The 21,478-nt window shown below is 36.2% G+C and carries 19 protein-coding genes; 2 read left to right on the top strand and 17 right to left on the bottom strand.

What is annotated here, in order from left to right; all coding sequences use genetic code 11:
* Positions 1 to 325: 325 nt before the first annotated feature.
* The 7 genes from FG383_RS16710 to citZ all read right to left on the bottom strand — a co-directional run bounded on the left by FG383_RS16710 (position 326) and on the right by citZ (position 7,881).
* Entirely contained in the window at positions 326 to 1,540 is a 1,215-nt protein-coding gene (locus FG383_RS16710; RefSeq protein ID WP_142608536.1) for a carboxylate--amine ligase, read from the bottom strand.
* An 11-nt stretch (positions 1,541 to 1,551) separates the two neighbouring features.
* Positions 1,552 to 3,087 (bottom strand): two-component system histidine kinase PnpS, encoded by a 1,536-nt coding sequence (gene pnpS, locus FG383_RS16715; protein WP_142608537.1) that lies wholly within the window; start codon positions 3,085 to 3,087, stop codon positions 1,552 to 1,554.
* Positions 3,087 to 3,800, bottom strand: a complete 714-nt coding sequence (locus FG383_RS16720) for a response regulator transcription factor (protein ID WP_142608538.1) — start codon at positions 3,798 to 3,800, stop codon at positions 3,087 to 3,089. Before FG383_RS16720 ends, pnpS begins: the two co-directional genes overlap by 1 nt.
* Positions 3,801 to 3,863: 63 nt before the next feature.
* Positions 3,864 to 4,310 (bottom strand): MaoC family dehydratase, encoded by a 447-nt coding sequence (locus FG383_RS16725; RefSeq protein ID WP_142608539.1) that lies wholly within the window; start codon positions 4,308 to 4,310, stop codon positions 3,864 to 3,866.
* 95 nt (positions 4,311 to 4,405) lie between these two features.
* Positions 4,406 to 5,344, bottom strand: a complete 939-nt coding sequence (gene mdh, locus FG383_RS16730) for a malate dehydrogenase (RefSeq protein ID WP_142608540.1) — start codon at positions 5,342 to 5,344, stop codon at positions 4,406 to 4,408.
* Positions 5,345 to 5,419: 75 nt separating this feature from the next.
* Positions 5,420 to 6,685, bottom strand: coding sequence for an NADP-dependent isocitrate dehydrogenase (gene icd, locus FG383_RS16735; protein WP_142608541.1), 1,266 nt, complete (start codon positions 6,683 to 6,685; stop codon positions 5,420 to 5,422).
* Positions 6,686 to 6,765: 80 nt separating this feature from the next.
* Complete coding sequence (gene citZ / locus FG383_RS16740) at positions 6,766 to 7,881, bottom strand: citrate synthase (protein WP_142608542.1); 1,116 nt, start codon at positions 7,879 to 7,881, stop codon at positions 6,766 to 6,768.
* Positions 7,882 to 8,085: 204 nt separating this feature from the next.
* Between citZ and FG383_RS16745 the strand changes: the two genes are divergently transcribed.
* Positions 8,086 to 9,054 (top strand): AI-2E family transporter, encoded by a 969-nt coding sequence (locus FG383_RS16745; RefSeq protein ID WP_185907986.1) that lies wholly within the window; start codon positions 8,086 to 8,088, stop codon positions 9,052 to 9,054.
* Here the strand turns inward: FG383_RS16745 and FG383_RS16750 are convergent.
* The 8 genes from FG383_RS16750 to FG383_RS16785 form a co-directional block, all read right to left on the bottom strand.
* On the bottom strand, positions 9,032 to 9,424 hold the full coding sequence (locus FG383_RS16750; protein WP_142608544.1) for an FxsA family protein: 393 nt from the start codon (positions 9,422 to 9,424) through the stop codon (positions 9,032 to 9,034). The genes FG383_RS16745 and FG383_RS16750 overlap by 23 nt on opposite strands.
* A gap of 109 nt (positions 9,425 to 9,533) precedes the next feature.
* Positions 9,534 to 11,294: a pyruvate kinase gene (gene pyk / locus FG383_RS16755; RefSeq protein ID WP_142608545.1), complete on the bottom strand. Its 1,761-nt coding sequence runs from the start codon at positions 11,292 to 11,294 to the stop codon at positions 9,534 to 9,536.
* Positions 11,295 to 11,326: 32 nt separating this feature from the next.
* Positions 11,327 to 12,286: a 6-phosphofructokinase gene (gene pfkA / locus FG383_RS16760; RefSeq protein ID WP_142608546.1), complete on the bottom strand. Its 960-nt coding sequence runs from the start codon at positions 12,284 to 12,286 to the stop codon at positions 11,327 to 11,329.
* Between the two features lie 87 nt (positions 12,287 to 12,373).
* Complete coding sequence (gene accA / locus FG383_RS16765; protein WP_142608547.1) at positions 12,374 to 13,327, bottom strand: acetyl-CoA carboxylase carboxyl transferase subunit alpha; 954 nt, start codon at positions 13,325 to 13,327, stop codon at positions 12,374 to 12,376.
* Entirely contained in the window at positions 13,321 to 14,190 is an 870-nt protein-coding gene (gene accD, locus FG383_RS16770; protein ID WP_142608548.1) for an acetyl-CoA carboxylase, carboxyltransferase subunit beta, read from the bottom strand. Before accD ends, accA begins: the two co-directional genes overlap by 7 nt.
* Positions 14,187 to 14,831: a FadR/GntR family transcriptional regulator gene (locus FG383_RS16775; RefSeq protein WP_142608549.1), complete on the bottom strand. Its 645-nt coding sequence runs from the start codon at positions 14,829 to 14,831 to the stop codon at positions 14,187 to 14,189. Before FG383_RS16775 ends, accD begins: the two co-directional genes overlap by 4 nt.
* A 109-nt stretch (positions 14,832 to 14,940) precedes the next feature.
* The gene (gene dnaE / locus FG383_RS16780) at positions 14,941 to 18,000 is read right to left on the bottom strand and encodes a DNA polymerase III subunit alpha (protein WP_142608550.1); all 3,060 of its coding nucleotides are present in this window, start codon (positions 17,998 to 18,000) and stop codon (positions 14,941 to 14,943) included.
* A gap of 15 nt (positions 18,001 to 18,015) precedes the next feature.
* Positions 18,016 to 18,945: a DHH family phosphoesterase gene (locus FG383_RS16785; RefSeq protein WP_142608551.1), complete on the bottom strand. Its 930-nt coding sequence runs from the start codon at positions 18,943 to 18,945 to the stop codon at positions 18,016 to 18,018.
* A 105-nt stretch (positions 18,946 to 19,050) separates the two neighbouring features.
* Here FG383_RS16785 and FG383_RS16790 point away from each other — a divergent pair, with 105 nt between their 5' ends.
* Positions 19,051 to 19,359, top strand: a complete 309-nt coding sequence (locus FG383_RS16790) for a YtpI family protein (RefSeq protein WP_142608552.1) — start codon at positions 19,051 to 19,053, stop codon at positions 19,357 to 19,359.
* A gap of 40 nt (positions 19,360 to 19,399) precedes the next feature.
* On the opposite strand, the gene FG383_RS16795 is transcribed toward FG383_RS16790, so the two are convergent.
* Both FG383_RS16795 and FG383_RS16800 read right to left on the bottom strand, forming a co-directional pair.
* Positions 19,400 to 20,707: a DRTGG domain-containing protein gene (locus FG383_RS16795; RefSeq protein ID WP_142608553.1), complete on the bottom strand. Its 1,308-nt coding sequence runs from the start codon at positions 20,705 to 20,707 to the stop codon at positions 19,400 to 19,402.
* A 55-nt stretch (positions 20,708 to 20,762) separates the two neighbouring features.
* On the bottom strand, positions 20,763 to 21,452 hold the full coding sequence (locus FG383_RS16800; RefSeq protein WP_142608554.1) for a metal-dependent hydrolase: 690 nt from the start codon (positions 21,450 to 21,452) through the stop codon (positions 20,763 to 20,765).
* Positions 21,453 to 21,478 lie beyond the last annotated feature (26 nt).

A 21,478-nucleotide genomic window follows, 5' to 3' on the forward strand; every position in this document is an offset into this window, starting at 1 on the left:
TGATAAGTAAGCAATTTCCGTTGATTTTCGCTGTGGGCGACGACTCCTGCCGGATGAGTGGGCAAATGAGTCATCCCTACGACGCCTAAGCGGCGGGGATGGCTCATCGCTCACCCGGCGGAAAGCGTTCGACTGCAGAGGAAATCCCAGCGAACACTTTATCTCAACTCACTACCACGCATTACCCCTATAATCATTAGTTTGCTACAATATAAAAAAAGCTAGCTGAGCGCTAGCTTTTTTTAGGTAAATCGTTTGGAAAAGGGGTCTATTTAAATGTAACAGACGATTGTAAATCTATTATGAATATATTGTAAATTTTTCCTCACCAATTATTATTTTTATATTTTTTATAATAATTAAACTGACGAGCAATTAAATATATTTTTCTCATGAAACTTGTATCTTTTTTATAAAACAATGGATTTCCCCATTTTCCTGTTCTCAATAGATGTCTAATTTCTCTTTGAATTTCTTTATTATCGACAAACTTCTTTAACACAATCTTAGGCACTACCGTAAACAAATAATGCTCATTTAATAATGTCAGCTGTTTTGGTTTGTTATGAATAACATCATCCACAAAATATCTTGCCATATTATGTCCAAGTGCCGTCGTATAATAACTTGAGCGTCCTTGACGAATATTCACTTCAAACACTTTAAATTTACCGTCGCGTTCATCAAACTTCAAATCAAAGTTAGCAAACCCTACATACCCTACTGCTTCTAAAAAATGTTGAAGCTTTTTCATCAATTCTTCATCATATCTCGTAATAAGCGCTGTATAGTTTCCAATTGCAGTTACCGTATGTTCTTGCAAAACAACTTGTGCAAGCGTACTTAACTGCGCTTTTCCCTTGGAATTCATATACAAAACAGAATCCCACATATACGTATCATCACCCGGAATATAATCTTGAATGATTAAATCTTCCGAATATCCACTAGCATTCACTTTATTAATGACATCATTTAGTTCTTCACGTGATTCTACTCGATATACTTTTTGTTGCCCTGGAAATTTATTTTTATAATATTGAACACCATTACTTGGTTTAATGATTAAAGGAAACAATACTTCTTCTGTAAAAGGTTCCTTTTTGGCACAAGAATAATAGTACGTTTTTGGTGCATCAATTCCATGCTCTTCGCAAAGCTTATAAAAATTCGATTTCACCAGAAGATTATTCATTAACTCTTCTGACATATAATTAAATACATACATTTCTTTTAACGCTCTCGCATTTTCGATAATTAGTCGGACATAGAAATCATTTGTTCCGATTAACAGCAATTGCTTGCCAGCAGTCTTATATTTTTTTGCCACTTCCGTTAAAACGGTGACAAACGCAGCTTTATCCCATAAATTCGGATGAATTTCAATATGATCAATGACACTGCTCCATTTCGTAAAGGACATTTCTTCCTTCCCGACTAAAATTGGCTTTATATTGTATTCTTCATGAAATGAAATAGCCATATTATAAGCATTCATATCTGTTCCCACAATAATTGGGATAAATGATTCGTTATTCATATTTACCTCCATTAACTTTTAACCAGTGGTATGTACACAGTAAAACAGGTACCTTTACCAACTTCACTATCTACTTCTATCAACCCATGATGCGCTTCTACAAGATGCTTCACAATCGCAAGACCTAAACCAGTACCACCTGAATTTCTACTTCTTGCGCGATCTACGCGGTAAAAACGTTCAAAGATTCGACTAATCTCTTCTTTACTAATCCCAATGCCCTCATCTTGAATTCGGAATATACCATACTTTTCATTTTTGAAAATGGAAATATGTAAAGTAGTATGATCAGATGAATACGTAATTGCATTTGTCACAAGGTTCATCATAATTTGCATTAAACGATTAGAATCTCCTAATACTTTTACGGAGTCTTCTACCGAAAACGCTAATTCGATTTCCTTTTCTTCTAGAAGATGTGTAGACATATCAATGCAACGATTTAGTACATCATTCAATTTTACTTTTTGCAAATTCACTTCATATCCTACTTGTTCGACTTTGGATAAGTCTAATAAATCAGTAATAAGCATTTGCAATCGATTACTTTCTTTATGGATAATTTCTAGAAAAGAAATTAATGTTTCTTCATTTTTGTATGCTCCGTATAATAATGTCTCCGAAAATCCTTTAATAGAAGTTACCGGTGTTTTTAGTTCGTGGGAAACATTTGCTACAAAATCTTTTCGAACTTGCTCTAACTTAATAAGCTCCGTAATATCGTGCATTACTACAACGATACCTAACCATCTTCCATGTTCTCCAATTACAGGCGCCCCGTAAGCATCCTTATAATAAGTATGTAAATTGCGCTTAATCTGGATTTGCTCTCGGTATGAAGATTCTGTTAAAAATAATTTATCAATAAAAGCTTCTACTTGATCCGGAAGCCCAATTTTCCGAAAAAGTTTTCCATCAACATTTTCAATAGAAATTTGTAATTGGTCCATAAAAGATCGATTTATAATCGTAACAAGTCCGTTTCGATCAATCATTATTAAAGCACTACCCATGTTCTCAATTAGTGTTTTTAATCGCTCTTTTTCTGTTTCTCGCATAACAGAAATATCATGTAAATTACGTGCAAGGATATTGATGGAATTACTTAATGTAGACATACCTGAAAAATCATCTTCAAATGCGCGTATACGATAGTTACCTCGTGCAAGCTCCATTGCAGTTTCAGTTAAATGTTCAATAGGTTGTGCATACTTCTTAAATATATTAGATCCTAAAAACAAAGCAACAAGAAAAGTGATTAATAATACAAAAAATAAAAATAACCAAAGAGAATGTTGGCCATTCTCAATTTCCTGATATTGAAGAGTAGAATTTAATAGCTGCTTTACATTTGCTTGCTCTTCTTTTGAAAGTTCTGTTTCAACTAAATAAGTCGAGATTTGCTCCATTTTAGAGTCGATTAAAGTAACTGTGGAGTAATTAACAAAAACAGGATACAGTTGTCCAAGAACTAGACCAAGACTAGCTAATATTAATCCAATTATTATTGAATATGTTCGTAATAGTTTGGATTGAAATCTCTTCATTACGACTTTGGTTCCTCAAATTTATATCCAAGACCTCGTATCGTTTTGATAAAAATTGGCTTTCTACTATTCTCTTCAATTTTATCTCGTAAATGGCTAACGTGAACATCTACAATCCGCGTATCTCCTGCAAAATCATAGTTCCAAACAGCGCTTAATAATTGGTCTCGTGTAAGTACTCTATTTTTGTTTTCGATTAAGTAAACAAGCAATTCAAATTCCTTCGGTGTAAACTCAATTGGTTCTTCATTTAAAAGTACTTCAAAACGCTCTGGATAAATTTGCAGTGGTCCAAACAAGTACATTTCTTCTTTTTGCTTTATATCATTCAGCTGATGCTCGGTAGAAATGGTAGAACGTCGTATCATCGCTTTTACACGAGCGGTCACTTCACGTGGGCTAAACGGTTTGGTCATATAATCATCTGCCCCTAATTCAAGACCAAGCACTTTATCAAATTCTTCATCTTTCGCGGTAAGCATAATAATCGGTGTTTGAATCTTTTTCAGACGAAGTTCTTTACATACTTCCATTCCGTCCATATGTGGTAACATCCAATCTAACACGATAACATCTGGATTTTCCTCCATTGCACGATTCAAGCCTTCTAAACCATCATTTGCAGTAATGACCTCAAAACCCGCATCTTCTAGATTATATTTTAATAATGTTACAATTGAGCTTTCATCATCCACAACTAATACTTTTTTCATTTATATGCCTCCAAAAGTTGATTTGAAACCCCTATTCCAAATCATTTAACTTCAAATGTTGATCTACTGTTCAATAGCTGGCGGGTTCACGTAAAAAGTACCAACTAATACTGCATTATTTTGTTCATCTTTCGCAGCAACAGAAATTACTATTCCATTTGCCTCTACATCAATCTCTATTACTTCAAACGTAAACTTTAAAGTTGAGTAGTGGTAAGCAGGCGCTAGAAAGCTGATGTCTTGTTTAGCTATATACGCTCCGGGACCAGGTAAGTATTTGGAAATAGCAGCTGTTATAATGCCCATTAACATAATTGGTGGGACAATCGGTTTTGCATAAATTGTTTTGGAGGCAAAATCGTGCTGAATATATAAAGGATTATTATCATTTGTTAACCCTAAATATAGAAGCAAATCTTTATCTTCTATTTTTTCAGTAATGGTTAATTTTTCACCAACAACTAAATCGTTAACATTCCTACCCTTTTTTTGTATTTTACCCAATAACAATATTTCATCCTCCCATCAATTAGCTATATCTATCTTAACAATAAGTACAAAAAAAATCGAGCGGGTTTCCCACGCTCGATTAATATTATCACTAATTATGCTAAAACGTTCATAACTGCTTTAACGGAATCGGCAGATTTGCTTAGTAATTCTTTTTCTTCTTCCGTTAAATCCAGCTCAATAATTTTCTCGATGCCACCTGCACCAAGTACAGTTGGAACTCCAAGATAAATACCGTCCATACCATATTCGCCTTCTAAATAAGCGATAGACGGTAACACACGTTTTTGGTCTTTCAAGATCGCTTCAGCCATTTCAACTAGTGCCGCAGCTGGAGCATAGTAAGCAGAACCGTTTCCTAAAAGGTTAACGATTTCCGCTCCGCCTTTACGAGTGCGATCAACGATTTCTTCTAAACGCGCAGCATCGATTAGCTTTTCTAATGGAATACCACCAGCATAAGAATATCTTACTAATGGAACCATATCATCGCCGTGTCCCCCAAGAACAAAACCAGTTACATCTTTAACCGATAAGTTTAACTCTTGTGCTACAAACGTACGGAAACGAGCTGTATCCAGTACACCAGACTGCCCGATTACACGTTCTTTTGGCAATCCTGACTCTTTGTATACTGTATAAGTCATCGCATCCACTGGATTCGTTAATACGATGATTATTGTATTTGGTGAATATTTTACGATTTCGCTTGTTACAGATTTCATTACTTTTTGGTTTGTTTGAACTAAATCATCACGACTCATACCTGGTTTACGTGCAATACCAGCAGTAATAATGACAACATCCGAATCTTTTGTATCTTCATAATTCGAAGTGCCAATAATGCTTGCATCAAAGCCTTGTACTGGGCCTGCTTCTGCCATATCTAAAGCTTTCCCTTTTGTAGGGTTTTCTGCTTGAGGAATGTCCACAAGTACAATATCTCCAAGTTCTTTTTGTGCAAGTAAGAATGCCGTAGTAGCACCAGTGAATCCGCCGCCGATAACCGAGATTTTATTGCGTTTCAATGTCATTTAGAAACTCCCCTTTTGTTCATATTTAAAAAGAGGGGAAATCCCCTCTCTTAAAAAACCAAATTTCATTTAAAATTACATGTTTTTGATTAGTTCATTAGCGAACTCAGAACATTTAACTTCTGTAGCTCCGTCCATTAGACGAGCAAAGTCATAAGTTACTACTTTTGAAGCGATAGATTTTTCCATTGAATCCATGATTAGTTTTGCAGCTTCGTTCCAACCAAGGTGTTCAAGCATTAATACACCAGAAAGGATAACAGAAGATGGGTTTACTTTATCAAGTCCAGCATATTTTGGAGCTGTTCCGTGAGTTGCTTCGAAAATAGCATGTCCAGTTACGTAGTTGATGTTAGCACCTGGAGCGATACCAATACCACCAACTTGAGCAGCTAGTGCATCTGAAATATAGTCTCCGTTTAAGTTCATTGTAGCAACTACATCGAACTCTTTTGGACGAGTTAAGATTTGTTGTAAGAAGATATCAGCGATTGAATCTTTTACTAAGATTTTTCCAGCTGCAAGTGCATCAGCTTGTGCTTTGTCAGCAGCTTCTGTTCCTTGCTCTTCTTTAATTTGATCGTATTGGTTCCAAGTGAATACTTTATCGCCGAATTCTTGTTCAGCAACTTCATATCCCCAATTTTTGAAAGCTCCTTCAGTGAACTTCATGATGTTTCCTTTATGAACAAGTGTTAAAGATTCGCGACCTTCTTTAATAACATAGTTAAGTGCAGCACGAACTAAACGTTTTGTACCTTCTTCAGAAACCGGTTTAATCCCAATACCTGAAGTTTCAGGGAAGCGGATTTTGTTAACGCCCATTTCATTTTGAAGGAATTCAATTAACTTTTTCACTTCATCCGAGCCTTTTGCATATTCAATACCAGCATAAATATCTTCTGTGTTTTCACGGAAAATAACCATATCCGTATCTTCAGGACGTTTTACTGGTGAAGGAACACCAGTGAAATAACGAACTGGACGTAGGCAAGTATATAAATCTAATTCTTGACGTAATGCTACGTTTAATGAACGAATACCACCACCGATTGGTGTAGTAAGAGGTCCTTTAATAGCGATTAAATATTCATTGATCACATCAAGCGTTTCTTGTGGTAACCATTCGCCCGTTTGATCGAATGCTTTTTGACCAGCAAGTACTTCTTTCCATTCAATTTTCTTTTCACCGTTATATGCTTTTTCAACTGCTGCTTCTAAAACGCGTGAAGCTGCTGCCCAAATATCAGGACCAGTCCCGTCTCCTTCGATGAAAGGAATAATTGCTGTGTTTGGTACATTAAGTACGCCGTTTTCTACAGTGATTTTACCAGTTGTCATTTTATCATTTCCTCCTACTATATCTATAATGCTATCAACTCATAGTGGTTGATTAACTCTAACTCTTTTGAGCAATATGATTATCTTTCCCCGATAGGAATATATTGTTGCATACCAGGTCCTACATAATCTGCGCGTGGACGGATTAAACGGTTGTTAGCGTACTGCTCAAGAATATGTGCAGTCCAACCCGACACACGTGATACCGCAAAAATAGGTGTAAATAGATCATGGTCAATGTTTAATGAATGATAGACAGATGCAGAGTAAAAATCTACGTTAGGCGGTAAATTCTTTTGGCCTGTAACAATTTCTTCAATGCGAATTGACATATCATATAATTTTGACTCACCGCGAAGCGTAGTAAGTTTTTTAGACATTTCACGTAAGTGTTTTGCACGTGGGTCTCCTTGACGATAAACACGGTGACCGAAGCCCATAATTTTTTCTTTGTTTGCTAATTTATCGTTAATATACTCATCCACTTTTTCTAGTGAATCGATTTCTGTTAACATTTTCATTACTTGTTCATTTGCTCCACCATGAAGTGGTCCTTTTAAAGCACCGATAGCTGCTACAACACCTGAATATATATCTGATAAAGTAGCTACACAAACACGTGCAGTAAATGTAGAAGCATTTAATTCATGATCTGCATGTAGTACAAGTGCTTTGTCAAAAGCTTCTATTTCAATGTCTTGTGGAAGTTCGCCAGATAGCATGTACAAGAAGTTTGCAGCATAACCTAAATCGGTTTTTGGTGCAACTGGTTCCAAGCCTTTTCGAACACGTGAAAATGCAGTTACTAATGTTGAAAGTTTTGCTTGTAATTGAATTGCTTTTAAGTAATTAGCTTCTTCGGACATATCTTCTGCAGCATCATCATATAATGCTAGCATAGATACAGCAGTTCTTAGAGCGGACATCGGGTGCACTTTATTAATTGGATACGTTTTGAAATGATTTAAAACTTCTTGAGGAACTGCCATATTGTCAGCTAGTTGTTGTTTTAACTCTGCTAGCTCATCTGCTTTTGGTAGGCGTTTATGCCATAATAAATATACCACTTCTTCAAAACTTGCATTTGTTGCTAAATCGTCAATATTGTAGCCAACGTATGTAAGTGTGTCATCAATGATAGAACTGATGGCAGTCTCCGCAGCTACAACACCTTCTAAACCACGAGTTGTTGTCATTTCGAAATCTCCCCTTCTACAGTATAATACTTCGCTCCACTTGAACATTGAACGAAGAACGAAGAATCATCTGTATGTATTATGTACCTTTTAATCCTTACAATCTTAGTATAATCATATTTGGCTATTTTGTGAATGAAAACGCTTAAAATTATTAAAAAATAATGTTTCTATATCCTAATATTTTGAAAAGAATGGATGAAAATGATTACTCTACAAATAAATAAGAAAGAAATTATGTCTCTTTGGATACCATTTGGAATTATTATACTAATTTCACTCGTTGCTTATCCTCTATCTTCAGCTATTATTTGTGGCTATTTTTTATATCCTATTACAAATTTCTTTTATAAAAATGTTAAACTTCCTGTTGCCTTAAGTGTGCTGTTAACAGAAGCACTTATTTTATCTAGTTTTATATTATTTCTATATATAATAGTACAAGCACTCCTAGATCTTCTCCCACTAATACACGAACATATTTTATTATTACCATTCGTCGAGTTGAAGCAACATCCCATCTTCTTATTTTTTGAAGGAAAGTTTCAAAACTTATTAAATAAAATTTTGAATGATCTATTATTAAACCTGACAAATTTACCTTCCTATTTTTTTGAAGTTTTTTTATTTAGTATTGGTTTGTTTTTTTCTTTATATGAATCGATGAAAGACCGCCATTGGTTTCTCGTTTACTTTCCTAAAAAAGCACGAAGCTTCTCTCAAAGAGCATTAAAAAAATCATCCGGTGTTATGAACAAATTTATATCGGTAGAATTAAAACTGTTTTTTCTAACGTTTGTTCTTTTATCCATTGGGTTTCAATTATTAGGTTTACATAATCCAGTAAAATACGCTTTTCTCGTATCGTTAGTAGATAGTATTCCTTTTTTAGGAACAGGCATTATTCTAATACCACTCAGTGTTTACTTTTTCCTTATGGATCAACGAATGGCCGGAATAATAGTTCTGCTTCTTTATATATTTGTTCAATTGACGAGACATATCGTAGAAAATGTGCTTTGGTCGTCCTCTATGCAAATAAAGGCTGTCCACGTATTCTTTCTAAGCGCGGCAGCCATTTTAATCTTTGGGTTTATAGGAATATTATTTAGCCCGTTTATTTATTTGATCGCAAATAAGTGGGAGAATCTTACGAAGACTTCATCACGATAACTTGACCATTTTTCATCTTTTTACGGATCCAACGATATAGTAGTGGTTTAAATAGGTTCCGTGTAGGGGCGAATAAAAGCATAAAGCCGAGGATATCTGAAATAAAACCCGGTAATATGACTAAAATAGAACCTATAAAGACGAAGATTCCATTAATAGCCGCTTCACCTGGTGCTTGACCATTTTTAATATTATCCGAAACTTCCCGGAAAGCTCTTATTCCTTGTCTTTTTGCAAAATAAGCACCGATAATCCCACTTGCTAAAATTAAGAGGAACGTATACCCTGCTCCAATCGTTTTACCAGATAAAAGCAGTATATATAATTCTATTGCTGGAATTACAATAATAAGACCTATCAGCCATTTCATAAATTCACCTTCCTAGAATATAGGGTTGTACAATAAGTAAGGAAATACTAAAAAAGTAGGGTGGAAATCATTGAATTCCCCTCTACTTTTTTAGCTTGAAGATAATCTTTTATATGATGCTTGCGTGACCGTGATAAATAGCGCCACTTGTTGCGTCTATTGTTAACTCTTGACCATCTTTTATTAATTTGGTTGCATTTTCTACACCAACGATGACGGGAATTCCTAAACTTAGTCCCACCACTGCAGCATGGCTAGTTAATCCGCCTTCTTCTGTAATTAGACCTTTGCATTTTTCAATACTCGGAACCATATCACGATCAGAACCAATTGTAACAATAATACTATTTGTTGTATCTTGTCCTTCTAGTTCTCTAGCGTTATTCACAACAATTGCTTTTCCAAATGCAGAAGTTTTACCAATTCCTTGCCCTTTAGCAACTTTGTCTCCAATTACATGAACTTTCATCAAGTTCGTTGTGCCAGCTTCACCAACAGGAACTCCTGCAGTAATCACAACTAAATCACCATGCGATACATACTCATGAACGATGCTTTCCTCGATTGCTATTTCTAGCACTTCATCTGTTGAATAAGCTTTTTTCCCAACAATCGGATAAACACCCCATACGAGTGTTAGCTTTCTAGAAGGTAAATTAGACGAAGTCACTGCAATAATTGGCACACCAGGTCTGAATTTAGAAATCATTTTAGCAGTATGGCCGCTCTCTGTTGGAGCAATTACTGCTTTTACTTTTAAGTTAATTGCAGTATGTGCTACAGCTTGTCCAATTGCGTCTGTTAAATTTACTTCACGTGCCTTACTTAACTTGGATACATGTGCACGATAATCAATTGCATTTTCCGTTCTTTTTGCAATTTTATCCATCGTTTGAACAGCCTCTACTGGATAATAACCAGCTGCTGTTTCACCTGACAACATAATAGCATCTGTTCCGTCTAAAATGGCATTTGCAACGTCACTAGCTTCTGCACGGGTTGGTCTTGGATTACGTTGCATAGAGTCTAGCATTTGAGTTGCTGTAATGACAGGTTTCCCCGCTACATTACATTTTTTAATAAGGCTTTTTTGCACTAAAGGAACTTCTTCCGCTGGAATTTCTACACCAAGATCTCCCCTTGCAACCATTAAACCATCTGAAACTTGAATAATTTCATCAATGTTGTCGACGCCTTCTTGGTTTTCAATTTTCGGGATGATTTGAATATGAGAACCACTATTATTTTCAAGCAACTCTCTAATTTCTAGTACGTCTTTCGCTCGTCGAACAAAAGAAGCCGCGATGAAATCTACATCTTGTTCAATTCCAAATAGAATATCTTTCGCATCTTTCTCTGTAATACCTGGTAGTTGAACAGAAACTCCTGGTACATTTACGCCTTTATTATTTTTTAGCGTTCCCGCATTTTGAACATACGTGGAAATAACGCCGTCAGTCGTATTAATATTCGTTACGATTAGCTCGATTAAACCGTCATCAAGTAAAATAATAGAACCTTCTTGCACATCTTCTATTAGTTTTTCATACGAAATAGAAAAACGTTCGTTGTTACCTAAAACTTCTGTCATAGAAATATCAATTGTTTGACCAGTCGTCAATTCAATTGCGTCATTTTCCATTTTATGTGTACGAATTTCAGGTCCTTTTGTATCTAATAAAATACCTACAATTTTCCCTACTTTTTTAGACACTTCTCGAATTGTTTTAATTCTTGCAGCATGTTCTTCATGACTTCCATGTGAAAAATTTAATCTGGCTACGTTCATCCCTGCCTCGATTAATTTTTCTAACATTTCCTCTGATTCACTTGCAGGTCCAATTGTACAAACTATTTTCGTTTTTCTCATCGTCCAATTCCTTTCTATGTAAAAGAATTTTTTTAAATAGATAATTCTTTCGATAATTGATACATATTTTGATCAAATACTTCGCTTTTCTCAAATGCTTCATTCATATCATAGTCTATCACTTGATGATTCTGTATGCCAACTGCTCGTCCTCCAGAACCAGCAATTAGTACCTCTACAGCTCTAGCACCGAACATACTTGCAAGTACTCGGTCACGTCCTGTTGGAGAACCGCCACGCTGAATATGACCTAAAACTGAAACACGCGTTTCAATATTTGCATGCTCCATTAGTTTAGCAGCAAATTCCGATCCACTCATAACTCCTTCAGCAACGATAATAATACTATGTTTTTTACCACGAGAAGTTCCGCTTTTTAAGCGTTCCACCACTTCTTCCATATTCATCTTTACTTCTGGAATAATAATCGTCTCTGCTCCACCTGCTAAACCAGCCCACAAAGCTAAATCTCCCGCATCTCTACCCATTACTTCTACGATAAATGTTCGGTCGTGAGAAGTGGCAGTATCGCGAATCTTATCTATACAATCGATTACCGTGTTAAGTGCTGTATCGAAACCAAGCGTGTAATCTGTTCCCGGAATATCATTATCAATCGTTCCAGGTATTCCTACACAAGGAAAACCGTTTTTCGTTAACGTCATCGAACCGCGATAAGAACCATCTCCACCGATAATAACAAGACCTTCGATACCGTTTGCTTTTAATTGCTCAATTGCTTTTTGTTGACCTTCTTCTGTCCGAAATTCGGGACATCTCGCAGAATAGAGTTTCGTTCCACCTCTTTGAATAATATCTCCAACGGAACCTAAATTTAATACTTCCATATTTCCATCGATTAAGCCTTGATACCCGTGAAAAATCCCTACTACTTCGAGTCCCTCGTAAATTGCTTTTCTTACTACAGCACGTATTGCAGCATTCATCCCAGGAGCATCTCCACCACTTGTTAATACACCTATACGCTTCACAATGGTTCCTCCAAACTTTTAAATTTGATAATTCCATCTTATCATGAATGGAGTCAAAAAAAATGCGTCACTATAGACGCATTTTTTTTATTCGTTGTATTCTCCCATATGTTTGAACTTATTATAACGAGCCTCTATTAACTCTTCAGCAGAAAGCTTGGAAAGCTCGCGTAAAGAGTTGATTAGAACATCTTTCATGTATGTTGCTTGTGCCTCTGAATCTCTATGGGCACCGCCATATACTTCACGAATAACTCCATCTATAATATTCATTTTTTTCAAATCAGGCGCAGTAATTTTCATCGCTTCCGCTGCTTGCTTCGCAAGTGATGCATCTTTCCATAAGATAGATGCTGCTCCTTCCGGGGAAATAACGGAATATGTGGAGTTTTCCAACATATGAATATGATTAGCAACTCCAAGTGCAAGCGCACCACCACTTCCGCCTTCTCCAATTACAACACTAATAACCGGTACTTTTAAACCAGCCATTTCTACTAAATTTCTCGCGATTGCTTCACTTTGTCCACGCTCTTCAGCCGCTTTACCTGGATAAGCCCCTTTTGTATCGATAAAACAAATAATCGGGCGATTAAATTTTTCCGCTTGCTTCATTAAACGTAATGCTTTTCGATAGCCTTCCGGATGTGGCATTCCGAAATTACGTTTAATATTTTCTTTCGTATCAATCCCTCGCTGATGACCAATGATCGTAATAGGTTTACCATCAAACAGTGCAATTCCACCTATGATCGCTGCGTCGTCTCCGTAAAGACGATCTCCATGTAGCTCGATGAAATCTGTAAATAATAATTGAATATAATCTCTTGTCGTAGGACGACTTGGATGACGAGCCACTTGCACACGATCCCAAGGTTCCATATTTTCATAAATTTCTTGTTCTAATTTGTGTAATCTTTTTTCTAGATTTTTTATTTCTGCAGTCAGATCCACTTCTGCGCTTACTGTATATTCTTTTAACTCTTCAATTTTAGCTTTTAACTGGACAACCGGTTCTTCAAAAGGCATTGTTTTTACCATGTAGAAACCTCCTTATTCATATGCATTTGGACAAGTGTTGCCACTTTTTCACGCATATCTTTTCGATGAATTACTGCATCTAATTGACCATGATCCATTAAAAATTCCGCAGTTTGAAAATCCTCTGGAAGTTTTTCGCGGACCGTTTGTTCAATTACTCGTCGACCAGCAAACCCGATCAATGCTTTTGGCTCTGCAATATTAATGTCTCCTACTGAAGCAAAACTTGCTGAAACGCCGCCTGTAGTAGGATGCGTTAAAATGGAAATGTATAAAAGACCGTGATCACTATGTCTTCTTAAAGCTACGGAAGTTTTCGCCATTTGCATTAAAGATAATACGCCTTCTTGCATTCTGGCACCACCACTAGCTGTGAAAATAATAAATGGGACTTGAAGCTGCGTTGCTTTTTCAATAGCTCTCGTAATTTTCTCTCCTACAACCGAACCCATAGACCCCATTCTAAAATGAGAATCCATAATTGCTACAACTACTTTTTGACCGTCTAATTGCCCCACACCAGTAAGCACTGCTTCGTTTAAACCAGTTTTCTTCGCATCTGATTTAATTTTTTCAGTATAGCTAGGGAAATTTAATGGATTTACTGTTTCTAAGTGGTCATCCATCGATTCAAATGTGTTTTCATCTAAAAAGATTTCTACTCGTTCATGCGCAGTCATTTTCATATGATGGTCACAAGTAGGGCAGACTTTTAAATTTTTCATCAAGTCCTTTGTGAAGACGTTTTTTCTACATTCCGGACATTTCACCATAATTCCTTCTGGCACATCATTTTTCGCTTTTTCAGTTGGTATTGTCGCATATTTCTTTTTTTGATTTTTTCTAAATATATCTCGAATCATTTTATTTCTCCCCTATTCATTAACAATTTCCATTCATTATAATTGGATATTGCTTGTTGCTCATTCCCAACTTTTAAATTGCCTAAAAGCATTTTCCAGGCTTCTTTCTCTTTTACATTCATCAAACTACGATAAGGTTCTCCTGCAAACTGTTTCAACAAAAACCAGATTTTCAAGCCTAATCTATTATTGGATATAATAATTATTTCTCGGATAATGTCTTCTTGAAACATTTCTTCTTGTAATTTATCTATGAAAGCGTCCCAAATCGATTGTTTTTGAAGTTGTTCGGTCAGACATATTGTCCGAATAGCCTCTTTTTCTAATGCATGCATTGTTGTATGCACATCTTTTTTTGATCTAGAATCCTGTAATATAAAAGTAGATAATAATTCCACTAGTTGGTGTTTACGAAAATCAGAAAGAAAAGTTCCTTCTCCTCGTCTAGTTTCTATTATTCCAAGCAATTCTAAACTTCTAAGCGCTTCCCTAACTGTTGAACGTCCAACTTGTAAACGCTCAGCAAGTTCTCTTTCGGATGGCAATTTGCCACCTACTGGTATGTTTTCATCATGAATGAGTTGTCTTAGTTGCTTCACTATTTCTAAAAACATTTTTCTGGAGTTATTATTTGGGATCATCCAATCCTCACTCTTCCATTAATTACAAAGTGGTCTGACCACTCATAGTTAATAGCATACAAAAAAATGTGGTAAACGTAAAGAAAAAACTGTACTACATACGTACAGTTTATAGTGAAACTAGTTTTCCTATTATTTGAGTTCGACCATTGCGTCGCTCGGATTTTCCTTCCACTACAAGGATGGCAAGTTCTTCTAACAAGAGATTGTACTTTGCGTAATCCTCTGGAAATAGCGTAACGGAGATGCTTCCCGTTTCATCTTGGATCGTGACAAAGGCCATCGATTCCCCTTTTTTTGTTCTTATTTTTTTGATGTCCTGTATTAATCCTACTACTGTTACTTTTCCATCTCTAGTTGATTGTAAAATATCCCAAATATTATTTACTTTCTGTTGAATACTCTTTTTCTTAGAAACCGTCGGATGCTCTGAGAAATACTGACCTAACACTTCTTTTTCAAATTGGAGTTTTACCATTAATGGCAATTCATCGGTTCTAATATATTTTGATTTTCCAAAATGAGTGGCATTTCCTTCAAATAAGTCAGTGTCTTCTGTAGGACTAACAAGTTCCGCATATTTCACAGCTGCATCTAGTGTTGCAAGCAGAGTAGATCGCTCTTCCTGAAAGTTATCTAGTGCACCCGCTTTGATGAGCGGCTCTATATTTTTCCTAGTAAAATGGATAGCGGATAAATCAGCGGCTAGATCAAAAAGATCATCCCACTTTCTTGCTCCATTTCTTCTTAGTTGCAATAACTTCTGGGTAAATGTATGTGAAACACCCTTAATCGCTTGCAAACCAAATCTCACTCCATCATTTTCCACTGTGAAAAAGGTGTGGCTATTAAAAATAGAAGGCGGAAGTATTGGAATTCCTTTCTGCTTCATTTCCATTACTAGTTGATTTATCTTTTCTTGATTGCCAGTTGCTGTGCTAAGTAATGCACAATAAAAAGCTACAGGAAAATGTGCTTTTAAAAAAGCCATTTGATAAGAAATAACACTATATGCTACCGCATGGCTTTTTGGAAAACCATAATCCGCAAAACGCACGATCAGATCATAAACAGATGAAGCGGCCGGTTCGGCATGACCTAGTTGTATTGCTTTTTGTACAAAATGTGTTCTTTCTTTTTGCAAAATATCCCGATTTTTCTTACTTACTGCTCTACGAAGTAAATCTGCTTCTCCAAAAGTAAAGCCCGCCATTTGTGATGCGATTTGCATGATTTGTTCTTGATAGACAATTATGCCATACGTTTCTTGTAGGATCGGCTGTAATACTGGATGCTCGTATGTTACCGGTAATTGACCTAATTTTCGTTTCGCATAAAGTGGTATACTCTCCATTGGACCTGGTCTATAAAGGGCATTTACCGCTACAATATCTTCAAACTTGGTCGGTTGAATTTGCTTGAGGGAGTGTCGCATCCCCTCTGATTCTAGTTGAAAGACACCCGTCGTATCGCCATTTTGTAATAGGCGAAATGTACGCTCATCATCGAAAGAAATAGTAGCTAGCGAAAACGATTGCGACTTATTTTTATGGATAATCTTTAAAATTCGTTCAATAATCGTTAAGTTTCTTAGTCCTAGGAAATCCATCTTTAACAAGCCGGCCTGTTCTACTTCTTTCATTGGCCATTGCGTTAAAAATAGATCGTCGTGTCCCATTTGAATTGGGACTACATCCACTAAAGGTATCGGTGATAACACAACTCCCGCAGCATGTGTAGAAGCATTTCTAGGTAACCCTTCTAACGCAAGTGCGACCTCAAACCATTTTTTTCGTATTTCTTCTGTTTGTATAAACTCGCGTAGCTTTTGAGATTGTGCATACGCCTCTTTCAATGTAATACCGTTTTTGTTTGGGATAAAAGAAGAAATAGCTTCTAATGTAGAAGATTCAAAACCAAAGATTCTAGCAACTTCCCTCGCTACTGCCTTTGCGGATAATGTACCAAATGTAATTATTTGTGAAACATAGTTTTTCCCGTATTTTTCAGCAACATACCGAATTACTTCCATTCTTCTCGAATCTGCAAAGTCAATATCAATATCCGGCATAGTGATACGTTCTGGATTTAAAAAACGTTCGAATAGAAGACCGTATTGGAGAGGATCCACATCGGTTATAAATAGAGAATAGGCAACAAGTGAACTTGCTGATGACCCCCGACCTGGACCTGTCAAAATACCTGTCCGTTTAGCATATTTCATAAAATCTTGCACGATTAGAAAATAGTCTTCGTAATTCATTTCATTAATAATTTGAAGTTCATAATGAAGCCGCTCTTTATACTTTTGCGTCACTTTACCTAAACGAATGTTTAAACCTTCTTCACAAAGTGCTCGCAAATAATCTTTCGCATTTTCCTGCGCAGGCAAAGGGAATTTCGGCATAATATGTGCTTGTTTATCGAGTTGGACATGACATTTTTCTAGCATTGACCTCGTATTTTCAAGCCATTCTGGAACGTCCGAAAACCATTCCTTCCACTCTATTTCTGTCAGCACATGAAACGAATCGTCCGTAGGTTTTAAGCGATTACGATCGGTCATTTTTAGTGATTGATCCATTGCGTTCAATACTTCATATGCAAATGCATCTTCTTTTTGCACATAGCGACTCAAATGATAGACAGTAATTTTAATAGAAGTTTGCTGTGCTGCGGCTATTATTTCGTCTTCGATGTCTTGCTTTATCCCATTTGGTCGCTCTAACCCGATATACAAATTACCAATTCCAAAGAGGTCATTTAGTTCCACTAATGCCTCTTTGGAAAACTGCTTATCCCCTTTATAAACTGCAATAATGCCATCTTTATAAGCTTCCAACCATTTCTTTGGAAGTTCCGCTAGTTCTCTCGTTTCCAAACTGCTTGAAATTTTTAATATATTTTCATACCCATTATTATTTTTTGCATAAATAACAAGCGAAACACATTTTTCATCTAATTGGACATTTAACGTTAGTCCGATAATCGGATGAATATGATGTTTTTTCATTTCATGCCAAAAAGGCATTATGCCATACAAAGTACTGTTTGTAATAGCGACTGCCTTTGCATGATTGCTTTTTAGCTTTTCAATAAGTGGCTCCAATTGAATTGTACTTTTCAGCATATCCGCTGATGTCACAATTTGTGGATATACTGTTTCCATATAACACACCTCAATTTACAGCTTTTTTAAATCTTCTATTACTAGATCTGCTTCTTCCCAACTTTGTACGGAAGCACCGGAAGCAAGTGGATGACCTCCACCCCCATATTTCTTCGCAACTGTATTAATAACGGGACCTTTAGATCGCAAGCGAACTCGAATAGTATCTGTATCTTCTATGAAAAATACCCAGCACTTCATGCCTTTTACGTCTGCAAGTACACTAACTAATAGGGACGCTTCTGAATCGGATACATTGTATTCTTTTAACAATTCCCTCGTCAGTTTCATATGCCCTACACCATTGTCATCCATTTCAAAGTTTGCATATATATACCCTTTTAATTGGAGTAGGTTGCTTTCTACTTCATACATTCCATTGAATAATTCAGTACGATCAAACCCATAAGCAAGTAATTGACCTGCAAAATTCATCGTTTGCTCTGTTGTACTTTGGAACATGAATCGACCAGTATCACCTACTATACCTGCATAAAGTAGTCTTGCAACGGTGGCATCCATTGTCCAGTTTTTATAGACTTTTGCTTCTGCAAATAGCTCGCATATTAACTCGCTAACAGAGCTTGCATTTGTATCGACCCAAAGTAAATCCCCATATGCGTCATCATTTGGATGATGATCGATTTTTATAAGATAACTTCCTAGTTTATAACGTTCGTCATCAATTCTTTCCGTATTCGCTGTATCTGTAACAATGATTAATGCATCTTTAAAATCCTCATCAAGAACTGTGTTAGGACGCGCAAGAAAGTCTAACGTGTGTTCATGTTTTCCGGTAGCCAATACCTTTTTATTCGGATAGTTTAAGGAGATTAACTCTTTCAGTCCAATTTGAGATCCATATGCGTCTGGATCTGGTCTCACATGTCGGTGAATAATTATTTTGTCATAGCGTTCGATTGTGTCAATGATTTGTCTTTTCATTTCAGTTCTCCTTAGTTAGTCAAGTTTACCATTCGCATTTTTTGAAATTTACTATTACAATAATAGAAGGATATGATGGAAGTTTCACTTTATTGGAGGTTCATAATGATTGTTAATGGAATATTAATATGTGCAATAGTTGTCTCATTTGTTTGGTATTTTTATTTTAAAACGAAACAGTTGCGAACACATTTACCGATTCGAAAAAAATGGTTTGCGGCAAAAGCAGCTGTATGTCTTGGTGCTTTCGTGTTTTTCTTTGGTATTAACTTTTTATTTATTTACCAATCCTCTGTCACTTATGCTGTTACTGGATTGTTTGTCTTACTTGGTGGTTATTTTATGTATCATAATTATAAAGCGAGCAAACATTACGGACAGTTTGTTGAAGAAGAACTAACGTTAAATCAATAAGTATTAGAATGGTGCAGCCTATGAAAGCTGCATCATTTTTTTATCTCTCCAGCAGTTGGTATGTGAGCATCGCTTTTCCTACTAATTGTTTTTCGTTGAATACTTCTATGTCTATTTTCGCCACTTTTCGACTCATTTCTAAAACGCGCGCATGAACACGAAGAACACTTTCCAACTGAATAGGTTTCGTGTAATAAATCGTCATGTTCTCCACGACACTTTCTCCCCGTTTTCGAATCTTCAACGTTTGGGATCCAGTTTCTGTTACTAATATTGTAAATGCGCCATATGACATCGCCCCGAAATGGTCGGTCATTTGAGGGGTTACTTCAAATTCAAAGATGAATTCCTCGGTAGAAATGGCTTTTATTTGTTGTTTCACAATATCATCAATAGTTTCTCCATTTTGGGGCTGTCTAGACGCCGCTTGTAAAGCTTTTAAAACGTCCTGCCTGCTAATAACCCCTTCCAGATTATTATTATCACCTACAACTGGCAACAAATCGATCCCTTCCCAAATCATTCGGTGACTTGCAGAAGCAACACTCGTTTTCATCGTAATCGATATAGGTGTTTTCGTCATAACTTTTTCGATAATTTCATGATTTTCTTTCCCAATAACATCTCTAGCAGTAACAATTCCAACTAATTTGTTGGATTTATCTACTACTGGAAAACCTCCATGTGTGGTGACATCATTCAATTCGCGATATTGCTTCACATGATCGGTCGTACGAAGATACGCTGTTTTCTCTAAAGGAATATAAATATCCTCAATAAGAAGTACATCTTTTTTAATCAATTGGTCATCAATTGCACGGTTAATCATCGTGGCAACAGTAAAAGAGTCATAACTTGTCGAAATAACAGGTAATTCTAGTTCATCGGCTAGTTTTTTTGTAGGTTCTGGAACATCAAAGCCTCCTGTCACAAGGATTGCCGCTCCTGCCTGTAGTGCGGTCTCATGAACTTTTAAGCGATTTCCAACAATTAGTAAATTACCAGGCTCCACATAACGCATCATATCTTCTAACTGCATGGCACCTATTACAAATTTATTCAACGTTTTATAAAGACCCGTTTTACCACCTAATACTTGTCCATCTACAATATTTACAACTTCTGCAAATGTTAGGCGTTCAAAATGTTCTTTTTTCTTTAGTTCGATTCGTATCGTTCCTACTCGTTCAATCGTGCTAACTAATCTTCTGGTTTCTGCTTCCTTTATGGCACGATAGGCAGTTCCTTCACTTACTGTTAAATCTTTTGCAATTTGCCTAACCGATATTTTATCTCCAACTGGTAGTTTTTCTATATATGCTAAAATTTGCTCGTGTTTTGTTGTCATGTAGTCACATCCAAACGATTGTTATACGTTTATTGTACCACATTTTCCTATTTTTCTAATCACGTGGCAGTTGTACACAATCCCCTGCATGCAATATTTGTACTTCTGCTGTCGTTACAAGTTCTTTAAAATAATGTGGATCTTGTTTAATAGGCGGGAATGTATCATAGTGAATCGGCACTACAACTTTTGGTTTTATTAATTCTGTAGCATAGGCGGCATCTTCCGGTCCCATTGTAAAGTTATCTCCTATTGGTAAAAATGCGACATCAATATTATTTCTATCGCCGATTAGCTTCATATCCCCGAATAATGCAGTATCGCCAGCATGGTAAATAGTTTTACCTTCCGCCGTAAATAATACTCCAGCAGGCATCCCGGTATAAATCGATTGACCACCTTCTGTTGTATACGATGAACTATGGAATGCGTGTGTAAATTTCACTCTTCCAAATTCAAAATCTCTTGCACCGCCTAAGCCCATTGCATGCACCTTTACACCTTGAGTTTCTATATATTCGGCAAGTTCAAATGGAGCGATTACTAATGCATCACATTTTTTTGCAATCTCCACTGTATCCCCTACATGATCATTATGTCCATGTGTCAATAAAATGGCATCTGCCGTTACTTCCTCAGCATCTAAATCAGTTTGTCCATTTCCATTTATAAAAGGGTCAATCAATATTGTATGTGTATTTGTTTTAATCTTTACTACCGAATGTCCATGATAACTAATAATCATCTCGTTATCTCTCCTTTAGAAATTAT

Source organism: Psychrobacillus soli, assembly GCF_006861775.1.
GTDB classification, from domain to species: Bacteria; Bacillota; Bacilli; order Bacillales_A; family Planococcaceae; genus Psychrobacillus; species Psychrobacillus soli.

What these genes read in the sequence shown, in the direction of transcription:
- FG383_RS16710 (WP_142608536.1), bottom strand. Translation starts at nt 1,540, where the DNA reads ATGAATAACGAATCATTTATCCCAATTATTGTGGGAACAGATATGAAT.
- pnpS (WP_142608537.1), bottom strand. Translation starts at nt 3,087, where the DNA reads ATGAAGAGATTTCAATCCAAACTATTACGAACATATTCAATAATAATT.
- FG383_RS16720 (WP_142608538.1), bottom strand. Translation starts at nt 3,800, where the DNA reads ATGAAAAAAGTATTAGTTGTGGATGATGAAAGCTCAATTGTAACATTA.
- mdh (WP_142608540.1), bottom strand. Translation starts at nt 5,344, where the DNA reads ATGACATTGAAACGCAATAAAATCTCGGTTATCGGCGGCGGATTCACT.
- icd (WP_142608541.1), bottom strand. Translation starts at nt 6,685, where the DNA reads ATGACAACTGGTAAAATCACTGTAGAAAACGGCGTACTTAATGTACCA.
- citZ (WP_142608542.1), bottom strand. Translation starts at nt 7,881, where the DNA reads ATGACAACAACTCGTGGTTTAGAAGGTGTTGTAGCTGCGGAGACTGCC.
- FG383_RS16745 (WP_185907986.1), top strand. Translation starts at nt 8,086, where the DNA reads ATGATTACTCTACAAATAAATAAGAAAGAAATTATGTCTCTTTGGATA.
- FG383_RS16750 (WP_142608544.1), bottom strand. Translation starts at nt 9,424, where the DNA reads ATGAAATGGCTGATAGGTCTTATTATTGTAATTCCAGCAATAGAATTA.
- pyk (WP_142608545.1), bottom strand. Translation starts at nt 11,294, where the DNA reads ATGAGAAAAACGAAAATAGTTTGTACAATTGGACCTGCAAGTGAATCA.
- accA (WP_142608547.1), bottom strand. Translation starts at nt 13,327, where the DNA reads ATGGTAAAAACAATGCCTTTTGAAGAACCGGTTGTCCAGTTAAAAGCT.
- accD (WP_142608548.1), bottom strand. Translation starts at nt 14,190, where the DNA reads ATGATTCGAGATATATTTAGAAAAAATCAAAAAAAGAAATATGCGACA.
- FG383_RS16775 (WP_142608549.1), bottom strand. Translation starts at nt 14,831, where the DNA reads ATGATCCCAAATAATAACTCCAGAAAAATGTTTTTAGAAATAGTGAAG.
- dnaE (WP_142608550.1), bottom strand. Translation starts at nt 18,000, where the DNA reads ATGGAAACAGTATATCCACAAATTGTGACATCAGCGGATATGCTGAAA.
- FG383_RS16785 (WP_142608551.1), bottom strand. Translation starts at nt 18,945, where the DNA reads ATGAAAAGACAAATCATTGACACAATCGAACGCTATGACAAAATAATT.
- FG383_RS16790 (WP_142608552.1), top strand. Translation starts at nt 19,051, where the DNA reads ATGATTGTTAATGGAATATTAATATGTGCAATAGTTGTCTCATTTGTT.
- FG383_RS16795 (WP_142608553.1), bottom strand. Translation starts at nt 20,707, where the DNA reads ATGACAACAAAACACGAGCAAATTTTAGCATATATAGAAAAACTACCA.
- FG383_RS16800 (WP_142608554.1), bottom strand. Translation starts at nt 21,452, where the DNA reads ATGATTATTAGTTATCATGGACATTCGGTAGTAAAGATTAAAACAAAT.